Source organism: Agrobacterium sp. ST15.16.024 (genome assembly GCF_027956545.1).
In the GTDB taxonomy this organism is placed as follows: Bacteria; Pseudomonadota; Alphaproteobacteria; order Rhizobiales; family Rhizobiaceae; genus Agrobacterium; species Agrobacterium cucumeris.
In genome coordinates this window covers 991,699-1,010,325 of the sequence record NZ_JAQKGO010000001.1, presented here as the reverse complement: position 1 = coordinate 1,010,325, position 18,627 = coordinate 991,699, and the positions used below count along the sequence as shown (strand labels likewise).

General features: G+C 60.2%; 20 protein-coding genes. 15 read left to right on the top strand and 5 right to left on the bottom strand.

Annotated features, from left to right (window positions below; translation table 11 throughout):
- The first annotated feature begins 19 nt into the window (after positions 1-19).
- Positions 20-1,507, top strand: coding sequence for a replicative DNA helicase (locus tag PL640_RS05000; protein ID WP_046798803.1), 1,488 nt, complete (start codon positions 20-22; stop codon positions 1,505-1,507).
- A gap of 102 nt (positions 1,508-1,609) precedes the next feature.
- Here PL640_RS05000 and PL640_RS04995 read toward each other — a convergent pair whose 3' ends face one another.
- From PL640_RS04995 to PL640_RS04985, 3 genes are all read right to left on the bottom strand, one after another.
- A complete protein-coding gene (locus PL640_RS04995) occupies positions 1,610-1,912 on the bottom strand; it encodes an AzlD family protein (RefSeq protein ID WP_271360985.1) in 303 nt (100 codons plus the stop codon).
- The gene (locus PL640_RS04990; RefSeq protein ID WP_271360984.1) at positions 1,909-2,613 is read right to left on the bottom strand and encodes an AzlC family ABC transporter permease; all 705 of its coding nucleotides are present in this window, start codon (positions 2,611-2,613) and stop codon (positions 1,909-1,911) included. Before PL640_RS04990 ends, PL640_RS04995 begins: the two co-directional genes overlap by 4 nt.
- A 92-nt stretch (positions 2,614-2,705) precedes the next feature.
- Positions 2,706-3,563, bottom strand: coding sequence for an AraC family transcriptional regulator (locus PL640_RS04985; RefSeq protein ID WP_271360983.1), 858 nt, complete (start codon positions 3,561-3,563; stop codon positions 2,706-2,708).
- A gap of 86 nt (positions 3,564-3,649) precedes the next feature.
- On the opposite strand from PL640_RS04985, the gene alr reads away from it, so the two are divergent.
- The 14 genes from alr (at position 3,650) to rarD (ending at position 15,832) form a co-directional block, all read left to right on the top strand.
- The gene (alr, locus tag PL640_RS04980) at positions 3,650-4,825 is read left to right on the top strand and encodes an alanine racemase (protein WP_271360982.1); all 1,176 of its coding nucleotides are present in this window, start codon (positions 3,650-3,652) and stop codon (positions 4,823-4,825) included.
- A 65-nt stretch (positions 4,826-4,890) separates the two neighbouring features.
- Positions 4,891-5,160 carry a type II toxin-antitoxin system ParD family antitoxin gene (locus PL640_RS04975; protein ID WP_271360981.1) on the top strand — a complete coding sequence of 90 codons (270 nt, stop codon included), beginning with the start codon at positions 4,891-4,893 and terminating at the stop codon, positions 5,158-5,160.
- A 16-nt stretch (positions 5,161-5,176) separates the two neighbouring features.
- Positions 5,177-5,467: a type II toxin-antitoxin system RelE/ParE family toxin gene (locus tag PL640_RS04970; protein ID WP_142839482.1), complete on the top strand. Its 291-nt coding sequence runs from the start codon at positions 5,177-5,179 to the stop codon at positions 5,465-5,467.
- Between the two features lie 6 nt (positions 5,468-5,473).
- Positions 5,474-6,880: a DNA repair protein RadA gene (gene radA / locus PL640_RS04965; RefSeq protein WP_142839481.1), complete on the top strand. Its 1,407-nt coding sequence runs from the start codon at positions 5,474-5,476 to the stop codon at positions 6,878-6,880.
- 89 nt (positions 6,881-6,969) lie between these two features.
- Positions 6,970-7,557 carry a CvpA family protein gene (locus PL640_RS04960; protein ID WP_046798795.1) on the top strand — a complete coding sequence of 196 codons (588 nt, stop codon included), beginning with the start codon at positions 6,970-6,972 and terminating at the stop codon, positions 7,555-7,557.
- Between the two features lie 138 nt (positions 7,558-7,695).
- Positions 7,696-9,204, top strand: a complete 1,509-nt coding sequence (purF, locus tag PL640_RS04955) for an amidophosphoribosyltransferase (protein ID WP_271360980.1) — start codon at positions 7,696-7,698, stop codon at positions 9,202-9,204.
- A gap of 146 nt (positions 9,205-9,350) precedes the next feature.
- Positions 9,351-10,091, top strand: a complete 741-nt coding sequence (locus PL640_RS04950; protein WP_269698342.1) for an SDR family NAD(P)-dependent oxidoreductase — start codon at positions 9,351-9,353, stop codon at positions 10,089-10,091.
- Positions 10,092-10,307: 216 nt separating this feature from the next.
- Entirely contained in the window at positions 10,308-11,693 is a 1,386-nt protein-coding gene (cysS, locus tag PL640_RS04945; RefSeq protein ID WP_269698345.1) for a cysteine--tRNA ligase, read from the top strand.
- A gap of 251 nt (positions 11,694-11,944) precedes the next feature.
- Positions 11,945-12,313: an endonuclease domain-containing protein gene (locus PL640_RS04940; RefSeq protein ID WP_271360979.1), complete on the top strand. Its 369-nt coding sequence runs from the start codon at positions 11,945-11,947 to the stop codon at positions 12,311-12,313.
- On the top strand, positions 12,310-12,786 hold the full coding sequence (locus PL640_RS04935) for a GFA family protein (protein ID WP_142839477.1): 477 nt from the start codon (positions 12,310-12,312) through the stop codon (positions 12,784-12,786). The genes PL640_RS04940 and PL640_RS04935 overlap by 4 nt, the downstream gene beginning before the upstream one ends.
- Positions 12,783-13,244 carry a GFA family protein gene (locus PL640_RS04930; RefSeq protein WP_271360978.1) on the top strand — a complete coding sequence of 154 codons (462 nt, stop codon included), beginning with the start codon at positions 12,783-12,785 and terminating at the stop codon, positions 13,242-13,244. Before PL640_RS04935 ends, PL640_RS04930 begins: the two co-directional genes overlap by 4 nt.
- Positions 13,244-13,729 (top strand): GFA family protein, encoded by a 486-nt coding sequence (locus tag PL640_RS04925; RefSeq protein WP_271360977.1) that lies wholly within the window; start codon positions 13,244-13,246, stop codon positions 13,727-13,729. The genes PL640_RS04930 and PL640_RS04925 overlap by 1 nt, the downstream gene beginning before the upstream one ends.
- Entirely contained in the window at positions 13,726-14,682 is a 957-nt protein-coding gene (gene pip / locus PL640_RS04920) for a prolyl aminopeptidase (RefSeq protein WP_271360976.1), read from the top strand. Before PL640_RS04925 ends, pip begins: the two co-directional genes overlap by 4 nt.
- A gap of 241 nt (positions 14,683-14,923) precedes the next feature.
- Positions 14,924-15,832 carry an EamA family transporter RarD gene (rarD, locus tag PL640_RS04915; RefSeq protein WP_142839473.1) on the top strand — a complete coding sequence of 303 codons (909 nt, stop codon included), beginning with the start codon at positions 14,924-14,926 and terminating at the stop codon, positions 15,830-15,832.
- 54 nt (positions 15,833-15,886) lie between these two features.
- Here the strand turns inward: rarD and PL640_RS04910 are convergent, their stop codons facing one another.
- Together PL640_RS04910 and PL640_RS04905 are read right to left on the bottom strand one after the other, a co-directional pair.
- Positions 15,887-17,647, bottom strand: a complete 1,761-nt coding sequence (locus tag PL640_RS04910; RefSeq protein WP_142839472.1) for a peptidoglycan D,D-transpeptidase FtsI family protein — start codon at positions 17,645-17,647, stop codon at positions 15,887-15,889.
- 242 nt (positions 17,648-17,889) lie between these two features.
- Positions 17,890-18,510, bottom strand: coding sequence for a TIGR00730 family Rossman fold protein (locus PL640_RS04905; RefSeq protein ID WP_080842185.1), 621 nt, complete (start codon positions 18,508-18,510; stop codon positions 17,890-17,892).
- Positions 18,511-18,627: the final 117 nt, after the last annotated feature.

Genomic DNA, 18,627 nt, shown 5'->3' with positions numbered 1-18,627 from the left:
AAGGGAGATCGCGCAAACCATGAACGACGCTGTGAGAAAGATCACCCCCGCAGAACCGCATTACCGCGAAGCGCCGAACAATATCGAGGCTGAGCAGGCGCTGCTGGGCGCCATCCTCGTCAATAACGACGCCTATTACCGTGTGTCGGATTTCCTGAAGCCCGTGCATCTTTACGAAGCCCTGCATCGCAAGATTTTCGAGGTGGCGGGCGATATCATCCGCATGGGCAAGACCGCCAATCCGGTGACGATCAAGACCTTCCTGCCCGCCGACGACAAGATCGGCGACCTGACGGTGGCGCAATATCTTGCGCGCCTGGCCGCAGAAGCCGTATCGATCATCAATGCCGAGGATTACGGCCGGGCGATCTACGACCTAGCTTTGCGCCGCGCGCTGATCCAGATCGGCGAGGATGTCGTCAACATCGCATTCGACGCGCCGCTGGACATGCCGCCGCAGGCGCAGATCGAAGACACCGAGCGCCGTCTGTTCGAGCTGGCGGAAACCGGGCGTTACGACGGCGGCTTCCAGTCCTTCAACGATGCGGTGGCGCTGGCGATCGACATGGCGGGCGCCGCTTTCGAGCGTGACGGCAATCTCTCCGGCATTTCCACCGGCATTCACTCGCTCGACGCCCGCATGGGCGGCCTGCAGCGCTCCGACCTTATCGTGCTTGCCGGTCGTCCGGGTATGGGCAAGACCTCGCTGGCCACCAACATCGCCTATAACATTGCGGCATCCTATGATCAGGAAGTGCAGCCTGATGGCTCGTTCAAGGCGAAAAACGGCGGCGTCGTCGGCTTTTATTCGCTCGAAATGTCGTCCGAACAGCTGGCCACCCGTATCATTTCCGAGCAGACGGAAGTGTCATCCTCGAAAATCCGTCGTGGTGACATCACCGAAGCGGATTTCGAAAAGCTCGTCGCCTGCTCCCAGATGATGCAGAAGGTGCCGCTTTACATCGACCAGACGGGTGGTATCTCCATCGCCCAGCTTTCCGCCCGCGCCCGCCGCCTGAAACGCCAGCGCGGCCTCGATGTCCTTGTCGTCGACTATATTCAGCTGATGACCGGCGGCGGCAAGGGCGGCGAAAACCGCGTGCAGGAAATCACCCAGATCACCACGGGCCTCAAGGCACTTGGCAAGGAACTCAACGTTCCCATCATCGCGCTGTCACAGCTCTCCCGTGCGGTGGAAAGCCGTGAAGACAAGCGCCCGCAGCTTTCCGACCTGCGTGAATCCGGCTCCATCGAGCAGGACGCCGACGTGGTGCTGTTCGTGTTCCGTGAGGAATATTACGTCAAGAACATGGAACCACGCGACCCGGCCGACCCGAAATATGCCGAATGGGAAAACCATTTCGACCGGGTGAAGGGTACGGCGGATGTCATCATCGCCAAGCAGCGTCACGGACCGACCGGCACGGTGAAGCTCGCCTTCCAGTCCGAATTCACCCGCTTTGCCGATCTGGCCGACCCGTCCTTCAGCCAGTACGAAGAGCATTGATCCGAACCGGATGGTGAGGGCGAAACGGTTTTCGCCCTCGCAACCTCCCGCATTTCAATGTGGGAACGGATGGAGTCTTTTCAGGGCCTTGGCAGGATTTTCTTACAATCCGATTCCGCGCAGCAGCGCCACGGTGACGACGCCGAGCGTGGCTGCCGGCAGCAGGCTAAGACGCAGCGCCGCAATCGCCGTTACCGCGCAGGCGATGGTTTCGGCCGGCCCGCTCGCAAGTGCTGTCGGTGTGACAACGGCCATCAGAACGGCAGGCGGCACCACACCGAGCGCCTTCTTCAGGCGCGGCGTCAGGGTGAAATGACTGACCAGCAGCAGGCCGCCAAGCCGGGTGGCGACTGTTGCCGCCATCATGGCAAGGATCGTCAGCAGGGTATTTGCATCAAGCGTCATGCCGGCTGCTCCGCCTGTTCTTCGTGACTGAAGGCGGCGACGGCAAGCCCCGCCAGGGCACCGGCTGCGATATACCAGGCGCCCGGAACCAACGCATGGGTGAGACAGGCAGCAGCTGCGCTTGCCAGCAACACGAAGCCTGTCTCCCTGCCCTTCCAGAAGCCCATGAGCAACACGATGAAGACGGCCGGGAAAGCAAAATCCAGACCGAGGATCGACATGTCGCCCATGACCGCGCCAAGCAGCGCACCTGCAAGTGTGCTAAAGTTCCAGAGCAGATAGATCGGCAGCGCCGCGCCGATAAAAAAGGCCGCGGTCAAATTTGCAGTCATCGCCCGAAACTCCGACAGCGCCCAGGATTCATCCGTCAGCACCAGCATCGCCGCATATTTTCGCCAGCCGGTAAAATCATCCAGCTTGCCGGCGATCGAAGCGCTCATCAGCACATGGCGCAGATTGACCAGCAACGCGGCAAAACCGAGTGCGCTCCAGCTTGCCGGATGGGTCCAGAGATCCATGGCGACGAATTGCGAGCCGCCGGCAAAGACCAGCAGCGACATCAGCAACGCTTCGAGCGGCGACAGACCCTTGCCGATGGCGACCGCGCCGAACACGACGCCAATCGGCACCATGGCAACCAGCAGCGGGGCAGCAGCCCTCAATCCCACGGTAAATTCGGCACGCTTTTCCGATACGGACATCCCATCCTCCCTTTCAGAAGAGTGCGATTACGCCTGGAAAGTCATCCGGTCTTGAATGAAAGTGACATCGGGCAGGAAAACAGGGCAGCGGATCAAGCCGTCCGGAATTGCCCCGGCGTGACGCCGGTGCGCGCCTTGAAATGCCGGGTGAAATGCGCCTGATCGGCAAAACCGCACAGTGCCGCCACCTCGGCCGGCATCTCGCCGGCGCGCAGAAGGCGGCGCGCCTGCCGGATGCGCACATCCGTCAGATAGGCATGCGGGGTAATGTGAAACTCCTTCCGGAAAGCCCGGATGAGGTGGGCGCGGCTGAGACCGGCGATGGATGCCAGCTCTTCGAGACCGATATCGGTTTCGTAATTATCGGAAAGATAGTCGCGGGCGGTATAGACCGCCGTTTTTTCGCGGGTTTCGACGGGAAGGATAATGGCGCTGCCGTGCCTGCCGAAGAGAGCTGCAAGAACCGAAAACATGCCCTCATCCGCCTCCAGCGCTCCGGATTTCGCCTCCAGCCGCCGGTGCGCCATCTGGAAGGCTGCGGCCATCTGCGGGTCGCGCGGCAGAAACCTTGGGAAAGATGGCGTGCCGTGAAAAGCCCTGCCCGTGACATCCTCGATGACGTCACGCAGCAGCAAGCTGTCGGGATAGATCATCCGATAACGATAACCGCCGCCGCCCGGCGCACCATCGTGAATCTCATCCGGGTTGATGAGATAAAGATGCCCCGGCCCCGTCTGTTCGGTGGTGCCCTGAATGGTGGAAATCTGCGAGCCGCTTTCGATCGCGCCGATCGAGAAAGTGTCATGCGCGTGCGGCGAATATTCATGGGTGAGAAACGTCGCGCTCAGACATTCCATGCCGCCGAAACGTCGATCACGCCAGAAACGCGTCGTTTCCGCCGCGGCAATCGGCATGACATCTATGGCCTGTTCCTGCGAAACATTGTGCATGAGCCGAGTTTAAAGCATTCGATCCTTACCGTCTTGAACAAAAGTGCTAGGGTCTGGCCGGTTCCAAAATCAACCGGACGCATGGCATGACAGACGACTTCGAAGATACATTTGCTGAAAACGAAACCGACGCATTCGAACACGCGCCGCTGAGGCTGACTGTCGATCTCGGCGCGCTGGCCGACAATTGGCGGGACATGAAGAAGCGTTCCGGCAAAGCGCGGACAGCAGCTGTCGTCAAGGCCGATGCCTATGGTCTCGGTATCGAGGATTGCGGCGCGACGCTCTATCATGCCGGTGCGCGGGATTTCTTCGTGGCGACGGTGGCCGAGGGCGCGACGTTGCGCTCCTACGCCCCGGAAGCGCGCATCTTCGTGCTCTCCGGCATCTGGCAGGGCCAGGAACGGCAGGTCTTCGACAATGATCTGGTGCCGGTGCTGGCCTCCGAGGAACAGCTGTCCTTCTGGATGGCGACAGTTACCGAGCGGGGCGACCACCCCTGCGCGCTGCATGTGGACACCGGTTTCAATCGCCTCGGGCTGCCGCTCGACGACGCGCTGTTCCTTGCCGACGACGTGACGCGACCGGCGAGTTTCGACCCGGTTCTGGTTCTGTCGCATCTCGCCTGCGCCGACACGCCATCCTCGCCGATGAACAGGGTTCAGCTCGAATCATTCCGGAAGGTTAGCGCTGCTTTCGAAGGTATCGAATCAAGCCTTTCGGCATCCGCCGGAATTTTCCTCGGCTCAGATTATCATTTCGACCTCACCCGCCCCGGCATCGCCCTCTATGGCGGCGAGGCAGTCAACGATGTGGCCAACCCGATGCGGCCTGTGGCGAAGGCCGAGGCGCGGATCATCCAGATACGCGAGGCGGGTGAAGGCCAGACCGTCAGCTATGGTGGCAGCTTCCTGCTCAAGCGCGCAAGCCGGCTTGCCATTGCTTCCGTCGGTTATGCGGATGGGTACCAGCGTTCGCTGTCCGGCTCCGGCATTCCGCTGCGCGAAATGGGCCATGGCGGCGCTTATGGCGTTGTGAATGGCTACAAGGTGCCCGTTGCCGGCCGCGTGACAATGGACCTCACCATTTTCGACGTCACGGATGTGCCTGTTAACGCCATTCGCAGCGGCGACTATATCGAGCTTTTTGGCCCGAACGTGCCCGTCGATGAGACCGCGCGGGCGGCCGGCACCATTGGCTATGAAATGCTGACTGGGCTTGGCCTGCGCTACGAGCGGCAATATCTGATGGCCGACGACTGAGAGCTGCCTTTAGCTCTTGGAAAGCCGATATGACCTGTGCTAAAAGAGAACAAAAGGAGATCGAAATGCCCGAAATCCATTTGAGTGAGCAGGACGAGAAGTTCATCGAGGAGCAGGTGGCGGCTGGTATTTACAGCGACGCGGATGCCGTCATTCATGCGAGCCTGCAATTGTTAAGCAGTGAGGAAGGTAAAAGAGCCGCGCTTCAGTTGCTGATCCAGGAGGGCATCGACGACGCCGAGGCGGGCCGGGTTCACCGTTATGCCTCACAGGACGAGTTTCTGAGCGATATCAAAAGAGTTTCCGCGCGGCTAAAAACGGGGACCGGCCATTAAAATCCGGACTCCAACCTTGACCACGCGCGCAAGGCGCGACCTTGCCGAAGACCACGCCTATATCGAGACTGAAAATCCCCTTGCTGCCGATCGCCTCGTCCTCGATATCTTCAATAAAATCGAATCGATAGCGGCACTGGGCTTATCCGGTGTCTCAAGAAGCGGATATGGAGCCGGGCTTCGCAGCATCGCTTATCGTGAGCGCGTCATTTTCTTTCGTGTCGACGAGAATGAGCTTACCGTTCTGCGCGTGCTGCACGGCCATCAGGACATTTCCGCCAAAGATTTCAAACAAGAAGAAAACTGACATAAGATGGCCAAAGCCAAGACCCAATTCGTGTGCCAGAACTGCGGCACGGTTCACACCCGCTGGGCGGGAAAATGCGAAGGCTGCGGCGAGTGGAATACCATCGTCGAAGAGGATCCGATGGGCGGCATCGGCTCCGGGCCGGGCAAGGTGCCGAAGAAGGGCAGACCTGTCACGCTCACCTCGCTTTCCGGCGAGATCGAGGAAGCGCCGCGCATTCCGACCGGCATCAGCGAACTGGACCGGGCGACCGGCGGCGGTTTCGTGCGCGGTTCGGCGGTCCTGATCGGCGGCGATCCTGGTATCGGCAAATCGACGCTGCTGATGCAGGCGGCGGCGGCCCTGTCGCGGCGCGGGCATCGCGTCATCTATGTCTCGGGCGAAGAGGCGGTGGCGCAGGTGCGCCTGCGCGCCCAGCGTCTGGAAGCGGCGGAAACCGATGTGCTGCTGGCTGCTGAAACCAATGTCGAGGATATTCTGGCGACGGTTTCCGAGGGCAAACGGCCCGATCTCATCATCATCGATTCCATCCAGACGCTTTGGAGCGACACGGCCGATTCCGCGCCCGGCACGGTGACGCAGGTGCGCACCGGCGTGCAGGCGATGATCCGGTTTGCCAAGCAGACGGGCGCGACCATGGTGCTTGTCGGCCATGTGACCAAGGAAGGCCAGATTGCCGGTCCGCGCGTGGTCGAGCACATGGTCGACGCCGTGCTCTATTTCGAGGGTGACCGCGGCCACCACTACCGTATTTTGCGCACCGTCAAGAACCGCTTCGGACCGACGGATGAAATCGGCGTTTTTGAAATGTCGGATCGTGGCCTCAGGGAAGTCTCCAATCCCTCCGAACTGTTTCTGGGGGAGCGCAACGAAAAATCGCCCGGTGCAGCGGTTTTTGCCGGCATCGAAGGCACCCGCCCCGTGCTCGTCGAAGTGCAGGCGCTGGTCGCCGCCACCTCGCTTGGCACGCCACGCCGCGCCGTGGTCGGCTGGGACAGTTCGCGGCTTGCCATGATCCTTGCCGTGCTGGAGGCCCATTGCGGCGTGAAGCTCGGCCAGCATGACGTTTATTTGAACGTGGCCGGCGGATACCGCATTTCCGAACCGGCGGCGGATATGGCGATTGCCTCGGCGCTGGTTTCCTCGCTTGCCGGTCTTGCCCTGCCCGCCGATTGCGTCTATTTCGGCGAAATCAGCCTGTCGGGTGCGGTACGTCCGGTGGCGCACACGGTGCAGCGATTGAAAGAAGCCGAAAAACTTGGTTTTTCCGCCGCACTTCTGCCGTCTGGTTCAGCTGAATTGCCGAAAGCGGGCAAAGGTCGCTGGACGGAAATTGAAAGCCTTCCGGACCTCGTGGCGCGCATCGCCGGCTCCGGCAACCGGTTCAAACAGGTTGAGGACGACGAATATTGATCCTTTCGCCAAGGGAAACAGTGGTGTAAGAGGATCGCAAAATTGGCAAGGCAGCGTCTGACAAGGCGTCGCACCTCCGGAGTTGGTATATGCCCATTACAATTTTCGACGGCATCGTCATCGCCGTTGTTCTTTTCTCCGCCGTTCTTGCGATGGTGCGCGGCTTTTCCCGTGAGATTTTGTCGATCGCGAGCTGGGCGGGTTCGGTCGCCGCCGCTTATTATCTCTATCCGGTTTTGCTGCCCTATGCGCGCAACTATACCGATGACGACAAGATCGCCATTGCCGGTTCTGCGGGCGTGGTCTTCCTCGTCTCGCTGATCGTCATCTCCTTCATCACCTCGCGCATTGCCGATTTCATCATCGACAGCCGCATCGGCGCGCTGGATCGCACGCTCGGTTTCCTGTTCGGCGCGGCGCGCGGCATTCTGCTTTTGGTCGTCGCGGTCGCCTTCTGGAACTGGCTGGTGGATGTGAAGACGCAGCCGGAGTGGGTAACGCAGGCCAAGTCCAAGCCCTTCCTCGATGGGCTGGTGGGCAAGCTGGAGGCGGTTCTGCCTGACGATATCGAGCCGCAGATTCGCGCCCGTATCCTTGGAAAACCGCAGGAACCGACGGCCGCGCAGGCCCCTGCGGAAGATGTGCCGGCAACAAATCCGCCAGCAACGAATAATTGACACGAGGGTGCGCCTTGCAATGCATGCAAGGCGCGCTATTTGTGCTAAATATCAAGCACGACACAGACAGGCCAACCGGGAGACACGCTCACCGGAGAGGTCTTTCTTTTTTCTCGGTAGAGAGCAAGGGCAAGCCGGATGATTGAGCCGCTTTCGCATTCCCCGTTCCCTGGGGCCACTTTCAAGGAAGAGATCGACGGCGATACGCTGCATGAAGAATGCGGCGTTTTCGGCATTCTCGGCCATGCCGACGCCTCGGCGCTGACCGCGCTCGGCCTGCATGCGCTTCAGCATCGCGGCCAGGAAGCAGCGGGCATCGTCTCCTTCGACGGCAAGCGTTTCCATCAGGAACGCCATATGGGCCTCGTCGGCGATCATTATACCGATCCCGCAACGCTTGCCCGCCTGCCCGGCTCCATCGCCATTGGCCACACCCGTTATTCCACCACTGGCGAAGTGGCGATGCGCAACGTGCAGCCGCTGTTTGCCGAGCTGGAAGAAGGCGGTATTTCCATTGCCCATAACGGCAACTTCACCAACGGCCTGACGCTGCGCCGCCAGATCATCGCCACCGGCGCAATCTGCCAGTCGACATCGGATACCGAAGTCGTTCTCCACCTCATCGCCCGCTCGCGCCACTCCTCCACCGCTGATCGTTTCATCGATGCTATCAGGCAGATGGAAGGCGGTTATTCGATGCTGGCGATGACGCGCACCAAGCTGATCGCCGCGCGTGACCCGATCGGCATCCGCCCGCTGGTCATGGGTGAGCTTGATGGCAAGCCGATCTTCTGCTCCGAAACCTGCGCCCTCGATATCATCGGCGCGAAATTCGTGCGCGACGTTGAAAACGGCGAAGTCATCATCTGCGAAATCCAGCCTGACGGTTCGATCACCATCGATGCGCGCAAGCCCTCGAAGCCGCAGCCGGAGCGTCTCTGCCTGTTCGAATATGTCTATTTCGCCCGCCCCGATTCCGTCGTCGGCGGCCGCAACGTCTATACGACACGCAAGAACATGGGCATAAACCTTGCCAAGGAAGCGCCGCTGGAAGCCGACGTCGTTGTCCCGGTTCCCGATGGCGGCACGCCGGCAGCACTCGGTTTTGCGCAGGAAAGCGGCATTCCCTTCGAGTACGGCATCATCCGCAACCACTATGTCGGCCGCACCTTCATCGAGCCGACGCAGCAGATCCGCGCTTTCGGCGTCAAGCTCAAGCACTCTGCCAACCGGGCGATGATCGAAGGCAAGCGCGTGGTGCTGGTGGATGATTCCATCGTGCGCGGCACCACCTCGGTCAAGATCGTGCAGATGATCCGCGAAGCCGGCGCCAAGGAAGTTCATATCCGCGTTGCGAGCCCAATGATTTTCCATCCGGATTTCTACGGCATCGACACACCTGACGCCGACAAGCTGCTCGCCAATCAATATGCCGATGTCGAGGCGATGGCGAAGTTCATCGGTGCCGATTCGCTGGCTTTCCTGTCGATCGACGGACTTTACCGCGCCGTCGGCGGCGAGAACCGCAACCATGCGCGGCCGCAGTTCACGGACCATTATTTCACCGGCGACTATCCGACCCGCCTTCTCGACCAGAATGGCGAGGCGATGGGCAGCAAGATTTCCATGCTGGCCAGCAACGGCTGATAGCCCGAATGAACAAGCGGCCGCCGGCTTCCGGGGGCCGCTTTTTTCTTGCCTTTTGTTCAGGCCGTCCCATGCGACGATTTAATCGCTTGCAGCCGGCCGCTGTGGCTTCGTAAAAGGAGGCGCAATCATTTCGGAGGGGCAACATGACCATCAATCTCAAGGGCCGGATCGCGCTCGTCACCGGCGCTTCGCGCGGTATCGGTTATTTCACGGCACTGGAACTGGCCAAGGCCGGCGCGCATGTCATCGCCTGCGCCCGCACGGTCGGCGGCCTTGAGGAGCTTGATGACGCCATCAAGGCCGTTGGCGGCACTGCGACGCTGGTTCCCTTCGATCTTTCCGACATGAACGCCATCGATGCGCTGGGCGCCAATATCTTCGAGCGCTGGGGCAAGCTTGATATTCTGGTCGCCAATGCCGGCGTTCTCGGCGTCATCTCGCCGGTCGGCCATATCGAGGCCAAGGTTTTCGAGCGGGTGATGACCATCAACGTCACCGCCACATGGCGGCTGATCCGCTCGGTTGAGCCGCTGCTGCTGAGATCGGATGCCGGCCGCGCGCTGATCCTGTCTTCGGGTGCCGCCCATAGCTGTCGCCCCTTCTGGGGTGTCTATTCCACCTCCAAGGCGGCAGTCGAAGCACTCGCCCGCACCTGGGCTGCAGAGACCGAAAAAAGCGCGCTGCGCATCAACAGCATCAATCCCGGCGCCACACGCACCGCCATGCGGGCCCAGGCCATGCCCGGCGAGGACCCGGCCACCGTGCCGCATCCGTCAGAGGTTGCCGCCGCCATTCTTCCGCTTGCCTCGCCGGAGCTTACCGAAACCGGCAAGCTCTTTGTCGTGCGTGACAGGAAATTCGTCGACTACCGCCAGCCGGAGTGACTGTTTCATGCCTCGGCAGCCGATGCGGTCACCACGGATGCTCTTGACCGCACGGCACCGCCGCGCCATAAGGCAAGACATGAAAACAACGATCTGCACCTGCTGCTGAATAAATTTTGCTGGTTCGCCGCCGGCCAGATCGTTTTCGTCTCCCCGCAAGGTCCAACAGACAAACGGTCCGGTCAGGACAATTGACTGCCTTTAGGGAACACCCGCATGTCCTTGCGCCTCAAACTCCACAATACCCTGACACGCGAAAAGGCGGAATTTGCGCCAATCGACGCTGATAATGTGCGCATGTATGTCTGCGGCCCGACGGTCTATGATTTTGCCCATATCGGCAATGCGCGCCCGGTCATCGTGTTCGATGTTCTCTACCGGCTGCTGCGTCACGTCTATGGCGAGACCCACGTGACCTATGCTCGCAACATCACCGATCTCGATGACAAGATCAATGCGCGGGCGCTACGCGACTATCCGCATCTGCCGCTCAACGACGCCATCCATGCGGTGACGAAAAAGACCGCCGACCAGTTCCACGACGATGTGGCCATGCTCGGCTGCCTTCCGCCAACCGTCGAACCGCGCGCCACCGATTATATTGCCGAGATGATCGATCTCATCGAAAAACTGATTGCCCGCGGCCACGCCTATACGGCGGGCGGCGAGGTGCTGTTCGACACCCGCTCGATGGCCGATTACGGCCAGCTTTCGAAGCGGCCTCTGGACGAGCAGCAGGCGGGCGCACGCGTGGCAGTGGAAGCCCACAAGAAGACCCCGGGCGATTTCGTGCTGTGGAAACTGTCCTCGCATAACGAACCGGGCTGGGAAAGCCCCTGGGGCCGTGGCCGTCCGGGCTGGCACATCGAATGCTCGGCCATGGCCGGTCGCTACCTCGGCGAGGTCTTCGACATTCACGGCGGCGGGCTCGATCTCATCTTCCCGCATCATGAGAACGAAATCGCGCAATCGCGCTGCGCCCACGGCACGCATGTCATGGCCAATGTGTGGATGCATAACGGCTTCGTGCAGGTGGAAGGCCGCAAGATGTCGAAGTCCGAGGGCAACTTCGTGACCATCTACGAATTACTGCACACGGAGAAATTCGGCGGCCGCCAATGGCCGGGCGAGGTTCTGCGCCTTGCCATGCTGATGACGCATTATCGCGAACCGATCGATTTTTCGGTGAAGCGTCTCGAAGAGGCCGAACGTCTGCTTTCCAAGTGGCCTGCAGCCGATGTCTCCGATGCGGCACCGGATGAAACCGTGCTCGAGGCGCTTGCCGACGATCTGAACACGGTCGCCGCCGTCCAGGCGCTGCACGCGCTGGCCCACGCCGCCAATGTGGACCCTTCCAGGCTGCCGGCCTTTGCCGCCAGCGCTGCACTGCTTGGTGTCTTGCCGAAGAAGGCGGAAATGGATGAGGCAATCGTTTCGGCTGTCGATGCGCTGGTGCAGTTGCGGCTCGAGATGCTGAAGGCGAAGAACTTTGCGGAGGCGGATCGTGTTCGCGACGAGCTTTCGGAGAAGGGCATTCAGTTGAAGGATGGCAAGGACAAGGAAACGGGCGAGCGGACGACGACTTGGGAGATTAAGCGGTAAGCTGCGACTCGCGGCTTACCCCTCTGCCCTGCCGGGCATCTCCCCCACAGGTGGGGAGATTAACTCGTGGTTAGGCCCCGCATTTCTCTTCGGTCGAAATGGAGCGACGCAGGCGCGTCATACCGATCTCCCTCCTTGTGGGGGAGATGCCCGGCAGGGCAGAGGGGGGTATCCTCGCTCACCACAATCCGCTTGCGATTTTAAGTTTGCTCAACCAATCTAAGGCGAGGCACTAAACGGCGAGCCAGATCATGCCGCATGCAGATATAGACCCGATGCATCGCAAATATGCGAAGCAGATGCGGAAAGTAATGACGGACGCCGAGCTTAAGCTCTGGAACGCTATTCGCGCCCATCGCCTTGAAGGATTGAGTTTTCGCAGGCAAATGCCGATTGCCGGTTTTATCGTCGATTTCGCCTGTTCGGATCATCGACTTATTATCGAGCTCGATGGCTCTCAACATACATCTGAGGCAGCGTTAAACTACGATCGTGAAAGAACCGTGCGGCTTGAAAAAGACGGCTGGACCGTCCTCCGTTTCTGGAACGATGATATCCTCAAAGACATCGATAATGTCTGTCTCCACATTATCCGAACGGTAAAGGAGAACCAAGCATGACTACCCATACCGGCGGATGCCAGTGCGGCGCGATCCGTTTTCGCGCAACCGGCGATCTGAAAGACAGCTCCGTCTGTCATTGCCGCATGTGCCAGAAGGCTTTCGGGGCTTATTATGCGCCGCTGGTCTCCGTGCGTGAGGTCGAATTCGAATGGACGCGCGGTGAGCCGAAGCGCTTTCAGTCCTCCAGCGTCGTCAAGCGCGGCTTCTGCCCGGAATGCGGCACGCCGCTGACCTATGAGGCGCCGGATGGCGTGGCGGTGGCAGCGGGGGCATTCGACGATCCCGCCGCCCTGCCGCCGACCATTCAGTGGGGCGTGGAGCGCAAGATCGATTTCGTCGACAGCATCCACACGCTGCCTGCCGTTCCCACGGAAGACGACCTGACCTCGGTGGATTATCTCACCAACCTCGTCTCCTATCAGCATCCCGACCACGACACCGAAAGCTGGCCACCGGAGAGCGGAAAATGAGTGAAGCGGGCTTTTCCGGCGGCTGCCAGTGCGGCGCCGTGCGTTTTCACGCTGGCAAGCTTGGCCGGGCCTCCATCTGCCATTGCCGCATGTGCCAGAAACATTTCGGCAATTTCTTCGGCGCGCTGGTCAGCGCCGATCAGGCGCATCTGGTCTGGACACGCGGCCAGCCTGCCCTCTTCCGCTCCTCGACCAAGATCCATCGCGGTTTCTGCAACAAATGCGGCACGCCGCTGACCTATCATTATCCGGGAGGCGTGGAGATCGCGATCGGCGCTTTCGATCACCCGGAGCGGCTCGAGCCGCAGGTACAGGTCAATTTTCACAAGCGCATGCCGTGGATCGAGCAGCTGTTTTCCAAACCGGCCGTGGAACAGGGCGTGGACGAGGCGGAGATCAACTCCTATCAGCACCCGGATCACGACACACAGGTCTGGCCGCCGGAAGAAGGCCGCTGATGAGCGAGCTGACGGACTTCAGTGGCGGATGCCAGTGCGGCGCAGTGCGTTATCAGGTCAAGGGCGGGTTGCGTTATCCGCATCTGTGCCATTGCCGCATGTGCCAGAAGGCATCGGGCAATTATTTCATGCCGCTTTCGGCAAGTACCCTCACGCAGTTTGAGATGACCCGCGGCGAAGCATCATGGTTCCAGTCTTCCGACCATGTGCGCCGCGGTTTTTGCGGCCGCTGCGGCACGCCGCTTTTTTACGACGTTACGGGCGCCGATTTCATCAATATTACCCTTGGTTCGCTGGATGAGCCAGAGCGGATAAAACCGGAGGCGCAGTCCAATCTTGCCAGCAAGATGCACTGGTTTTCCGAGCTTGACGGCTTGCCGGTCGAGCCGGAACCTGCAACGGATGACGCGCCCGCGCCGGTGAACAGCCGGCAGCATCCGGACCACGACACGGCCAAATGGCCATCAGAGGACAGTAATCCATGACCGAAGAACTGCGCGGCTTTTATCCCGAGATCGAACCTTTCGAGACCGGCATGCTCGATGTGGGTGATGGGCACGTGATCTATTGGGAACGGGTGGGCACACGCGGCGCGAAGCCGGCGGTTTTCCTGCATGGCGGCCCCGGCGGCGGGGTGAACCCCACGCATCGCCGCGTTTTTGATCCCGCACTTTACGACGTCATCCTGTTCGATCAGCGCGGCTGCGGCCGTTCCACGCCGCATGCGGAACTGGAGGCCAACACCACCTGGCATCTGGTCGCCGACATTGAAAGGCTGCGTGAACTCTGCGGCTTTGAAAAATGGCTGGTTTTCGGCGGCTCCTGGGGTTCGACGCTGGCACTCGCTTATGCCGAGACCCATCCGAACCGCGTCAGCGAACTTGTCCTGCGCGGTATCTATACCGTTACCCGGCCGGAACTGGACTGGTACTACCAGTTCGGCGTTTCGGAAATGTATCCGGATCAGTGGGAAAAATTCATCGCGCCCATCCCGCAAGCCGAGCGTGGCGAGATGATGCAGGCCTATAATCGCTATCTCACCGGCGCTGACGAGGCAAAGAAGCTTGAATGCGCCAAGGCATGGAGCCAGTGGGAAGGCGCGACCATCGCGCTCGTTACCGATCCTGACCGCGTCGAGGATTTCGGCGAGGATAAATATGCCATCGCTTTTGCGCGCATCGAGAACCACTTCTTCGTTAATGCCGGCTGGCTGGAAGAAGGGCAACTGCTGCGCGATGCCAGCAAGCTCAGGGATATTCCCGGCGTCATCGTGCATGGGCGTTACGACATGCCCTGCCCGCTGAAATATGCCTGGCAGCTGGCCAAGGCCTGGCCGAAGGCGGATTTCCACATTATCGAGGCGGCGGGACACGCGATGAGTGAACCCGGCATTCTCGACCAGCTGATCCGCGCCAACGATCGCTTTGCCGGGAAATAAGAGTCTTTTCAGCGGCTTGAAACGGCCGGTTGAGACAATGATTCATATGGAATGCCTATGAGGCTCCACGCGGGATTTTTTCGCGTGGAGCACCCTGACAGTTACGATGGCAGCTTATTTCAAGAGCAAAGCGCCTGTTATTCATGCAGTTTTTCTCATGAACCCTTCACGGAAATGAATTGGCCGCCCCTGTGACGATCCGCTATAAAACGCCATCCGAACAATTTTGGCGGTACTCCCCATGGCACTCGACAAATCGCTCCCGGCCCAAGAGGGCGGCGACAGCGCGCGCGGTTTTGCTTTCGCGCTCTCCGCTTATCTTTTGTGGGGCTTCCTCCCCATCTACATGAAGGCGGTTGCGCATATCTCGCCGATCGAGGTCATCGTGCATCGCGTCATCTGGTCGGTGCCGATCGCGGCGGCGGTGCTGATTGCGCTCGGCCGGACAACGGAAATCCGCTCGGCACTGAAAAGCCCGAAGATGCTGGCCATGGCGAGCCTCACCGCCGCCCTCATCAGCATCAACTGGGGCATCTATATCTGGGCGATCGGCGCGGGCCGTGCGCTGGATGCCGCACTCGGTTATTTCATCAATCCGCTGTTCAGCATCTTTCTTGGTGCCGTGCTGCTGAAGGAGAAACTCTATCCGGCGCAGATCGCCGCCATTGGCCTCGTGGCGGTCGCGGTGGCGATCCTCACCTGGCATGCGGGCAGCCTGCCGTGGGTGTCCATCGCGCTTACCATGTCCTGGGGCTTTTACGCCTTTTTCCGCAAGACATTGCCAATTGGCGCGACGCAGGGCTTCCTGCTGGAAGTCATGCTGCTGTCCATTCCCGCCGTGCTGGTCATGGCCTGGCTGGGCTTCAGCGGACAGGCGCATTTCATGGGCGGCAATTCCGCCGACACCTGGCTTCTGGCAGCAAGCGGCGTGATCACCGCCGTTCCGCTCATTCTCTATGGAAATGGCGCCAAGTTGCTGCGGCTTTCGACCATCGGTATCATGCAATATATCGCGCCGACGATGATCTTCCTCATCGCCATCTTCATCTTCAAGGAACCCTTCGACACGGTGCGGATGGCGGCGTTTGCAATGATCTGGGTGGCGCTGGCGATCTATACCGGCTCAAGCCTGATGCGGTTCAAGCGGTAATCCGGCTCCTTCCCTCGTTCCTGTGCCCGTTGCGGGAACGAGGAGAGGCGGACATCAATAATCCATCAGCAATTGCGGATCCGCTTCGTAACCAAAACGCGGTTTGACACCGAGGAGCGCTGCCGTCTGGGCGACGATTTCGCGGATCATCGGCGCTGCGGTGGAGGCTGCCGTGCGGCCGCCGTTCTCACCCGTCTTCGGCGCATCGATCATCGACAGCACGACATATCTCGGCTTATGCATCGGAAAGGCGGCGACGAAGCTGTTGAAATTGATATCCTTGGCGTAGCGGCCGTTGATGACCTTGTCAGCGGTGCCGGTTTTGCCGCCGACGTGAAATCCTTCGACCTGCGCACGCCTGCCGGAGCCCTTGATACCATTCCAGTTGAAAAGATAACGCATATCGGCGCTGGTCTTTCCCTTGATGACGGCACGGGAAACCGTTGCCGCATCTTCCCTTGAACGCGACAGGAAGGTGGGTGAAATCAGGTTTCCGCCATTGATGAGCGCTGCGGCGGCAACCGCCGTCTGCAACGGTGTGGTGGCGATACCGTGCCCGAAGGAAATGGTGACGGAATTGATCTTCTTCCACGTCCTCGGCTGGGTTGGCGTGGCCACGCCCGGCATCTCGGTCTCCATGCGCGACAACAACCCGAGTTTCGTCAGGAACTGCTGGTGGCCTTCGACACCGACCATGTCGGCAACCGCCGCCGTGCCGATGTTGGATGAGTATTGAAACACTTCCGCGATTGAAAGCGGTCGGTTCTTGCCCCAGAAATCCTTGATGGTGAAGCCGCCCATGCGGATCGGCCGCGACGCATCGACCACTGAATTCAGCGTGATCGCGCCCGCCTCCAGCCCCATGGCGAGCGTGAAGCTCTTGAATGTGGAGCCCATCTCGAAGGTGGCGTTGCTCATGCGGTTGAACCAGCCCTTTTCATACTCCCTGTCGATGCTGCCATCGGCAAGCGTACGGGACGGTTCGTTGGGGTCGTAGTCCGGTACCGAGGCCATGGCCAGCACCTCGCCCGTCTCCACGTCAAGGATCACCGCGCCCGCCGCTTCCGCCTGATAGTCGGTTTTCGCCTTCATGACGATCTCACGGACGATGTTCTGCACCCGCAGATCGATCGACAGTTTCACCGGCTCCAGCGCCACGCCGCTTGCAAGACCGGTGGCGCGCAGATCGGCGAGCCCCTGCTGGTCGAGATAACGCTCCATGCCGGCAAGGCCCTGATTATCGACATTCACGTGGCCGATAATATGCGAGGCTGTCGGGCCGCCCGGATAAAACCGGCGCTTTTCCGGCCGGAAGCCGATGCCGGGTATGCCGAGATTGAGGATATCCGCCTGCTGACGGGGCGTAAGCTGGCGTCGCAGCCATTGGAAACCGCTATCCGAACGCAATCTGCGATGTGTGTCGCGCCAGTCGAGATTGGGGATGACGGTCGCCAGCTTCTCCACCACCTCGTCGGGATCGACAACCCGGCGCGGATCGGCATAAAGCGACACCATGTTGAGATCGGTGGCCAGCAGCTTGCCGTTGCGGTCGACGATATCCGGCCGCGACGCGACGGCGGTGGCGCCGGTGTTGATCCACGCGGTTGCGACGGGTTGCGCAAGCCCATATTGAACAAGACGCGCAGCCACGACGGCATAGATGGCGACGAAAACGGCGATCAGGATACCGAGGCGCATTCGCGTATCCACCCGGCGGCGGGCGGCGGAACCAAGCACACCTTCCCTGCCCCGCAGCGGGCTTCTCTGAATAATGAAATGCGCCCGGCTTTTAAGCCGCACCACAAAAGCAATCATTTCCTGATGCACCCAATCTCATGGCGGCGAAAAGAGATTCCGCGACGGCCAACGTCCTGGTGACGCTGGCACAGGATCAGTCGCGGGGCCATGAAAAGAGCGGGCGGAGCAATGCCGCTGTTAAATCTGTATTAATATACACTTAAAATTATAATGAACCGCGCGGCGGTTCATTAACGATTTTTCCATACGTGATGCATGCCGTTCTCCCGAAAACGCCGCACGTTTTCCGGCAACATGTTTCAGAGGCGGGAAATGACCGAAGGGTCGCCTTCCGGGTTCTGCTGCGCCAGCGCCCGGTCGATGATGGCGGGCACGATGTCCTTCACCTCGTCGACGACAAGCGGGTTCAAGAGGTGGGCGCGATGGATGAAACCCTGGTCGCGCATGTGCTGCACCAGCTCCAGCATCGGGTTCCAGAAACCGTTGATATTGGCAAAGACCATCGGCTTGGCGTGACGGCCAAGCTGCGCCCAGGTCATGATCTCGACGATCTCTTCCAGGGTGCCGACACCGCCCGGCAGGGTCACGAAGGCATCCGAGCGCTCAAACATCATATGTTTGCGCTCATGCATGTCCTTGGTGACGACAAGCTCGTTCAATTGTCCGAGAGAATGGCGCGTTGCCTCCATATCGACCAGAAATTCCGGTATGATGCCCGTCACTTCGCCGCCGTTGGAAAGAACGCCGCTGGCAACCGCGCCCATGATGCCCTTGGTGCCGCCGCCATAAACGAGGCGGATGCCGTTTTCGGCAATGGATTTTCCAAGCGCGCGGCCTGCTTCCATGTGAGCTGGATCACGTCCGGGCTGGGAGCCGCAATAAACGCAGATGGATCGAATCGCTGTATTTTTGTCCGTCATGAGAGGAAGGAACTATGCGGGATGCTGCACGTCAAGAAAATTTGGGAAATCCCTTGTAAATATGGCCTTTTGGCCACACACCGCTTGTCTGCCGCCAGGTAAGACGCTAGCAATCTC

Bases quoted from the DNA above. Each gene is read 5' to 3' on its own strand.
- PL640_RS04960 (WP_046798795.1), top strand. From the start codon at position 6,970: ATGCCCATTACAATTTTCGACGGCATCGTCATCGCCGTTGTTCTTTTC.
- PL640_RS04990 (WP_271360984.1), bottom strand. From the start codon at position 2,613: ATGTCCGTATCGGAAAAGCGTGCCGAATTTACCGTGGGATTGAGGGCT.
- rarD (WP_142839473.1), top strand. From the start codon at position 14,924: ATGGCACTCGACAAATCGCTCCCGGCCCAAGAGGGCGGCGACAGCGCG.
- PL640_RS04935 (WP_142839477.1), top strand. From the start codon at position 12,310: ATGACTACCCATACCGGCGGATGCCAGTGCGGCGCGATCCGTTTTCGC.
- PL640_RS04910 (WP_142839472.1), bottom strand. From the start codon at position 17,647: ATGATTGCTTTTGTGGTGCGGCTTAAAAGCCGGGCGCATTTCATTATT.
- PL640_RS04950 (WP_269698342.1), top strand. From the start codon at position 9,351: ATGACCATCAATCTCAAGGGCCGGATCGCGCTCGTCACCGGCGCTTCG.
- pip (WP_271360976.1), top strand. From the start codon at position 13,726: ATGACCGAAGAACTGCGCGGCTTTTATCCCGAGATCGAACCTTTCGAG.
- alr (WP_271360982.1), top strand. From the start codon at position 3,650: ATGACAGACGACTTCGAAGATACATTTGCTGAAAACGAAACCGACGCA.
- PL640_RS04995 (WP_271360985.1), bottom strand. From the start codon at position 1,912: ATGACGCTTGATGCAAATACCCTGCTGACGATCCTTGCCATGATGGCG.
- PL640_RS04985 (WP_271360983.1), bottom strand. From the start codon at position 3,563: ATGCACAATGTTTCGCAGGAACAGGCCATAGATGTCATGCCGATTGCC.
- radA (WP_142839481.1), top strand. From the start codon at position 5,474: ATGGCCAAAGCCAAGACCCAATTCGTGTGCCAGAACTGCGGCACGGTT.
- PL640_RS05000 (WP_046798803.1), top strand. From the start codon at position 20: ATGAACGACGCTGTGAGAAAGATCACCCCCGCAGAACCGCATTACCGC.
- PL640_RS04930 (WP_271360978.1), top strand. From the start codon at position 12,783: ATGAGTGAAGCGGGCTTTTCCGGCGGCTGCCAGTGCGGCGCCGTGCGT.
- PL640_RS04925 (WP_271360977.1), top strand. From the start codon at position 13,244: ATGAGCGAGCTGACGGACTTCAGTGGCGGATGCCAGTGCGGCGCAGTG.
- PL640_RS04975 (WP_271360981.1), top strand. From the start codon at position 4,891: ATGCCCGAAATCCATTTGAGTGAGCAGGACGAGAAGTTCATCGAGGAG.
- PL640_RS04905 (WP_080842185.1), bottom strand. From the start codon at position 18,510: ATGACGGACAAAAATACAGCGATTCGATCCATCTGCGTTTATTGCGGC.
- cysS (WP_269698345.1), top strand. From the start codon at position 10,308: ATGTCCTTGCGCCTCAAACTCCACAATACCCTGACACGCGAAAAGGCG.
- purF (WP_271360980.1), top strand. From the start codon at position 7,696: ATGATTGAGCCGCTTTCGCATTCCCCGTTCCCTGGGGCCACTTTCAAG.
- PL640_RS04940 (WP_271360979.1), top strand. From the start codon at position 11,945: ATGCCGCATGCAGATATAGACCCGATGCATCGCAAATATGCGAAGCAG.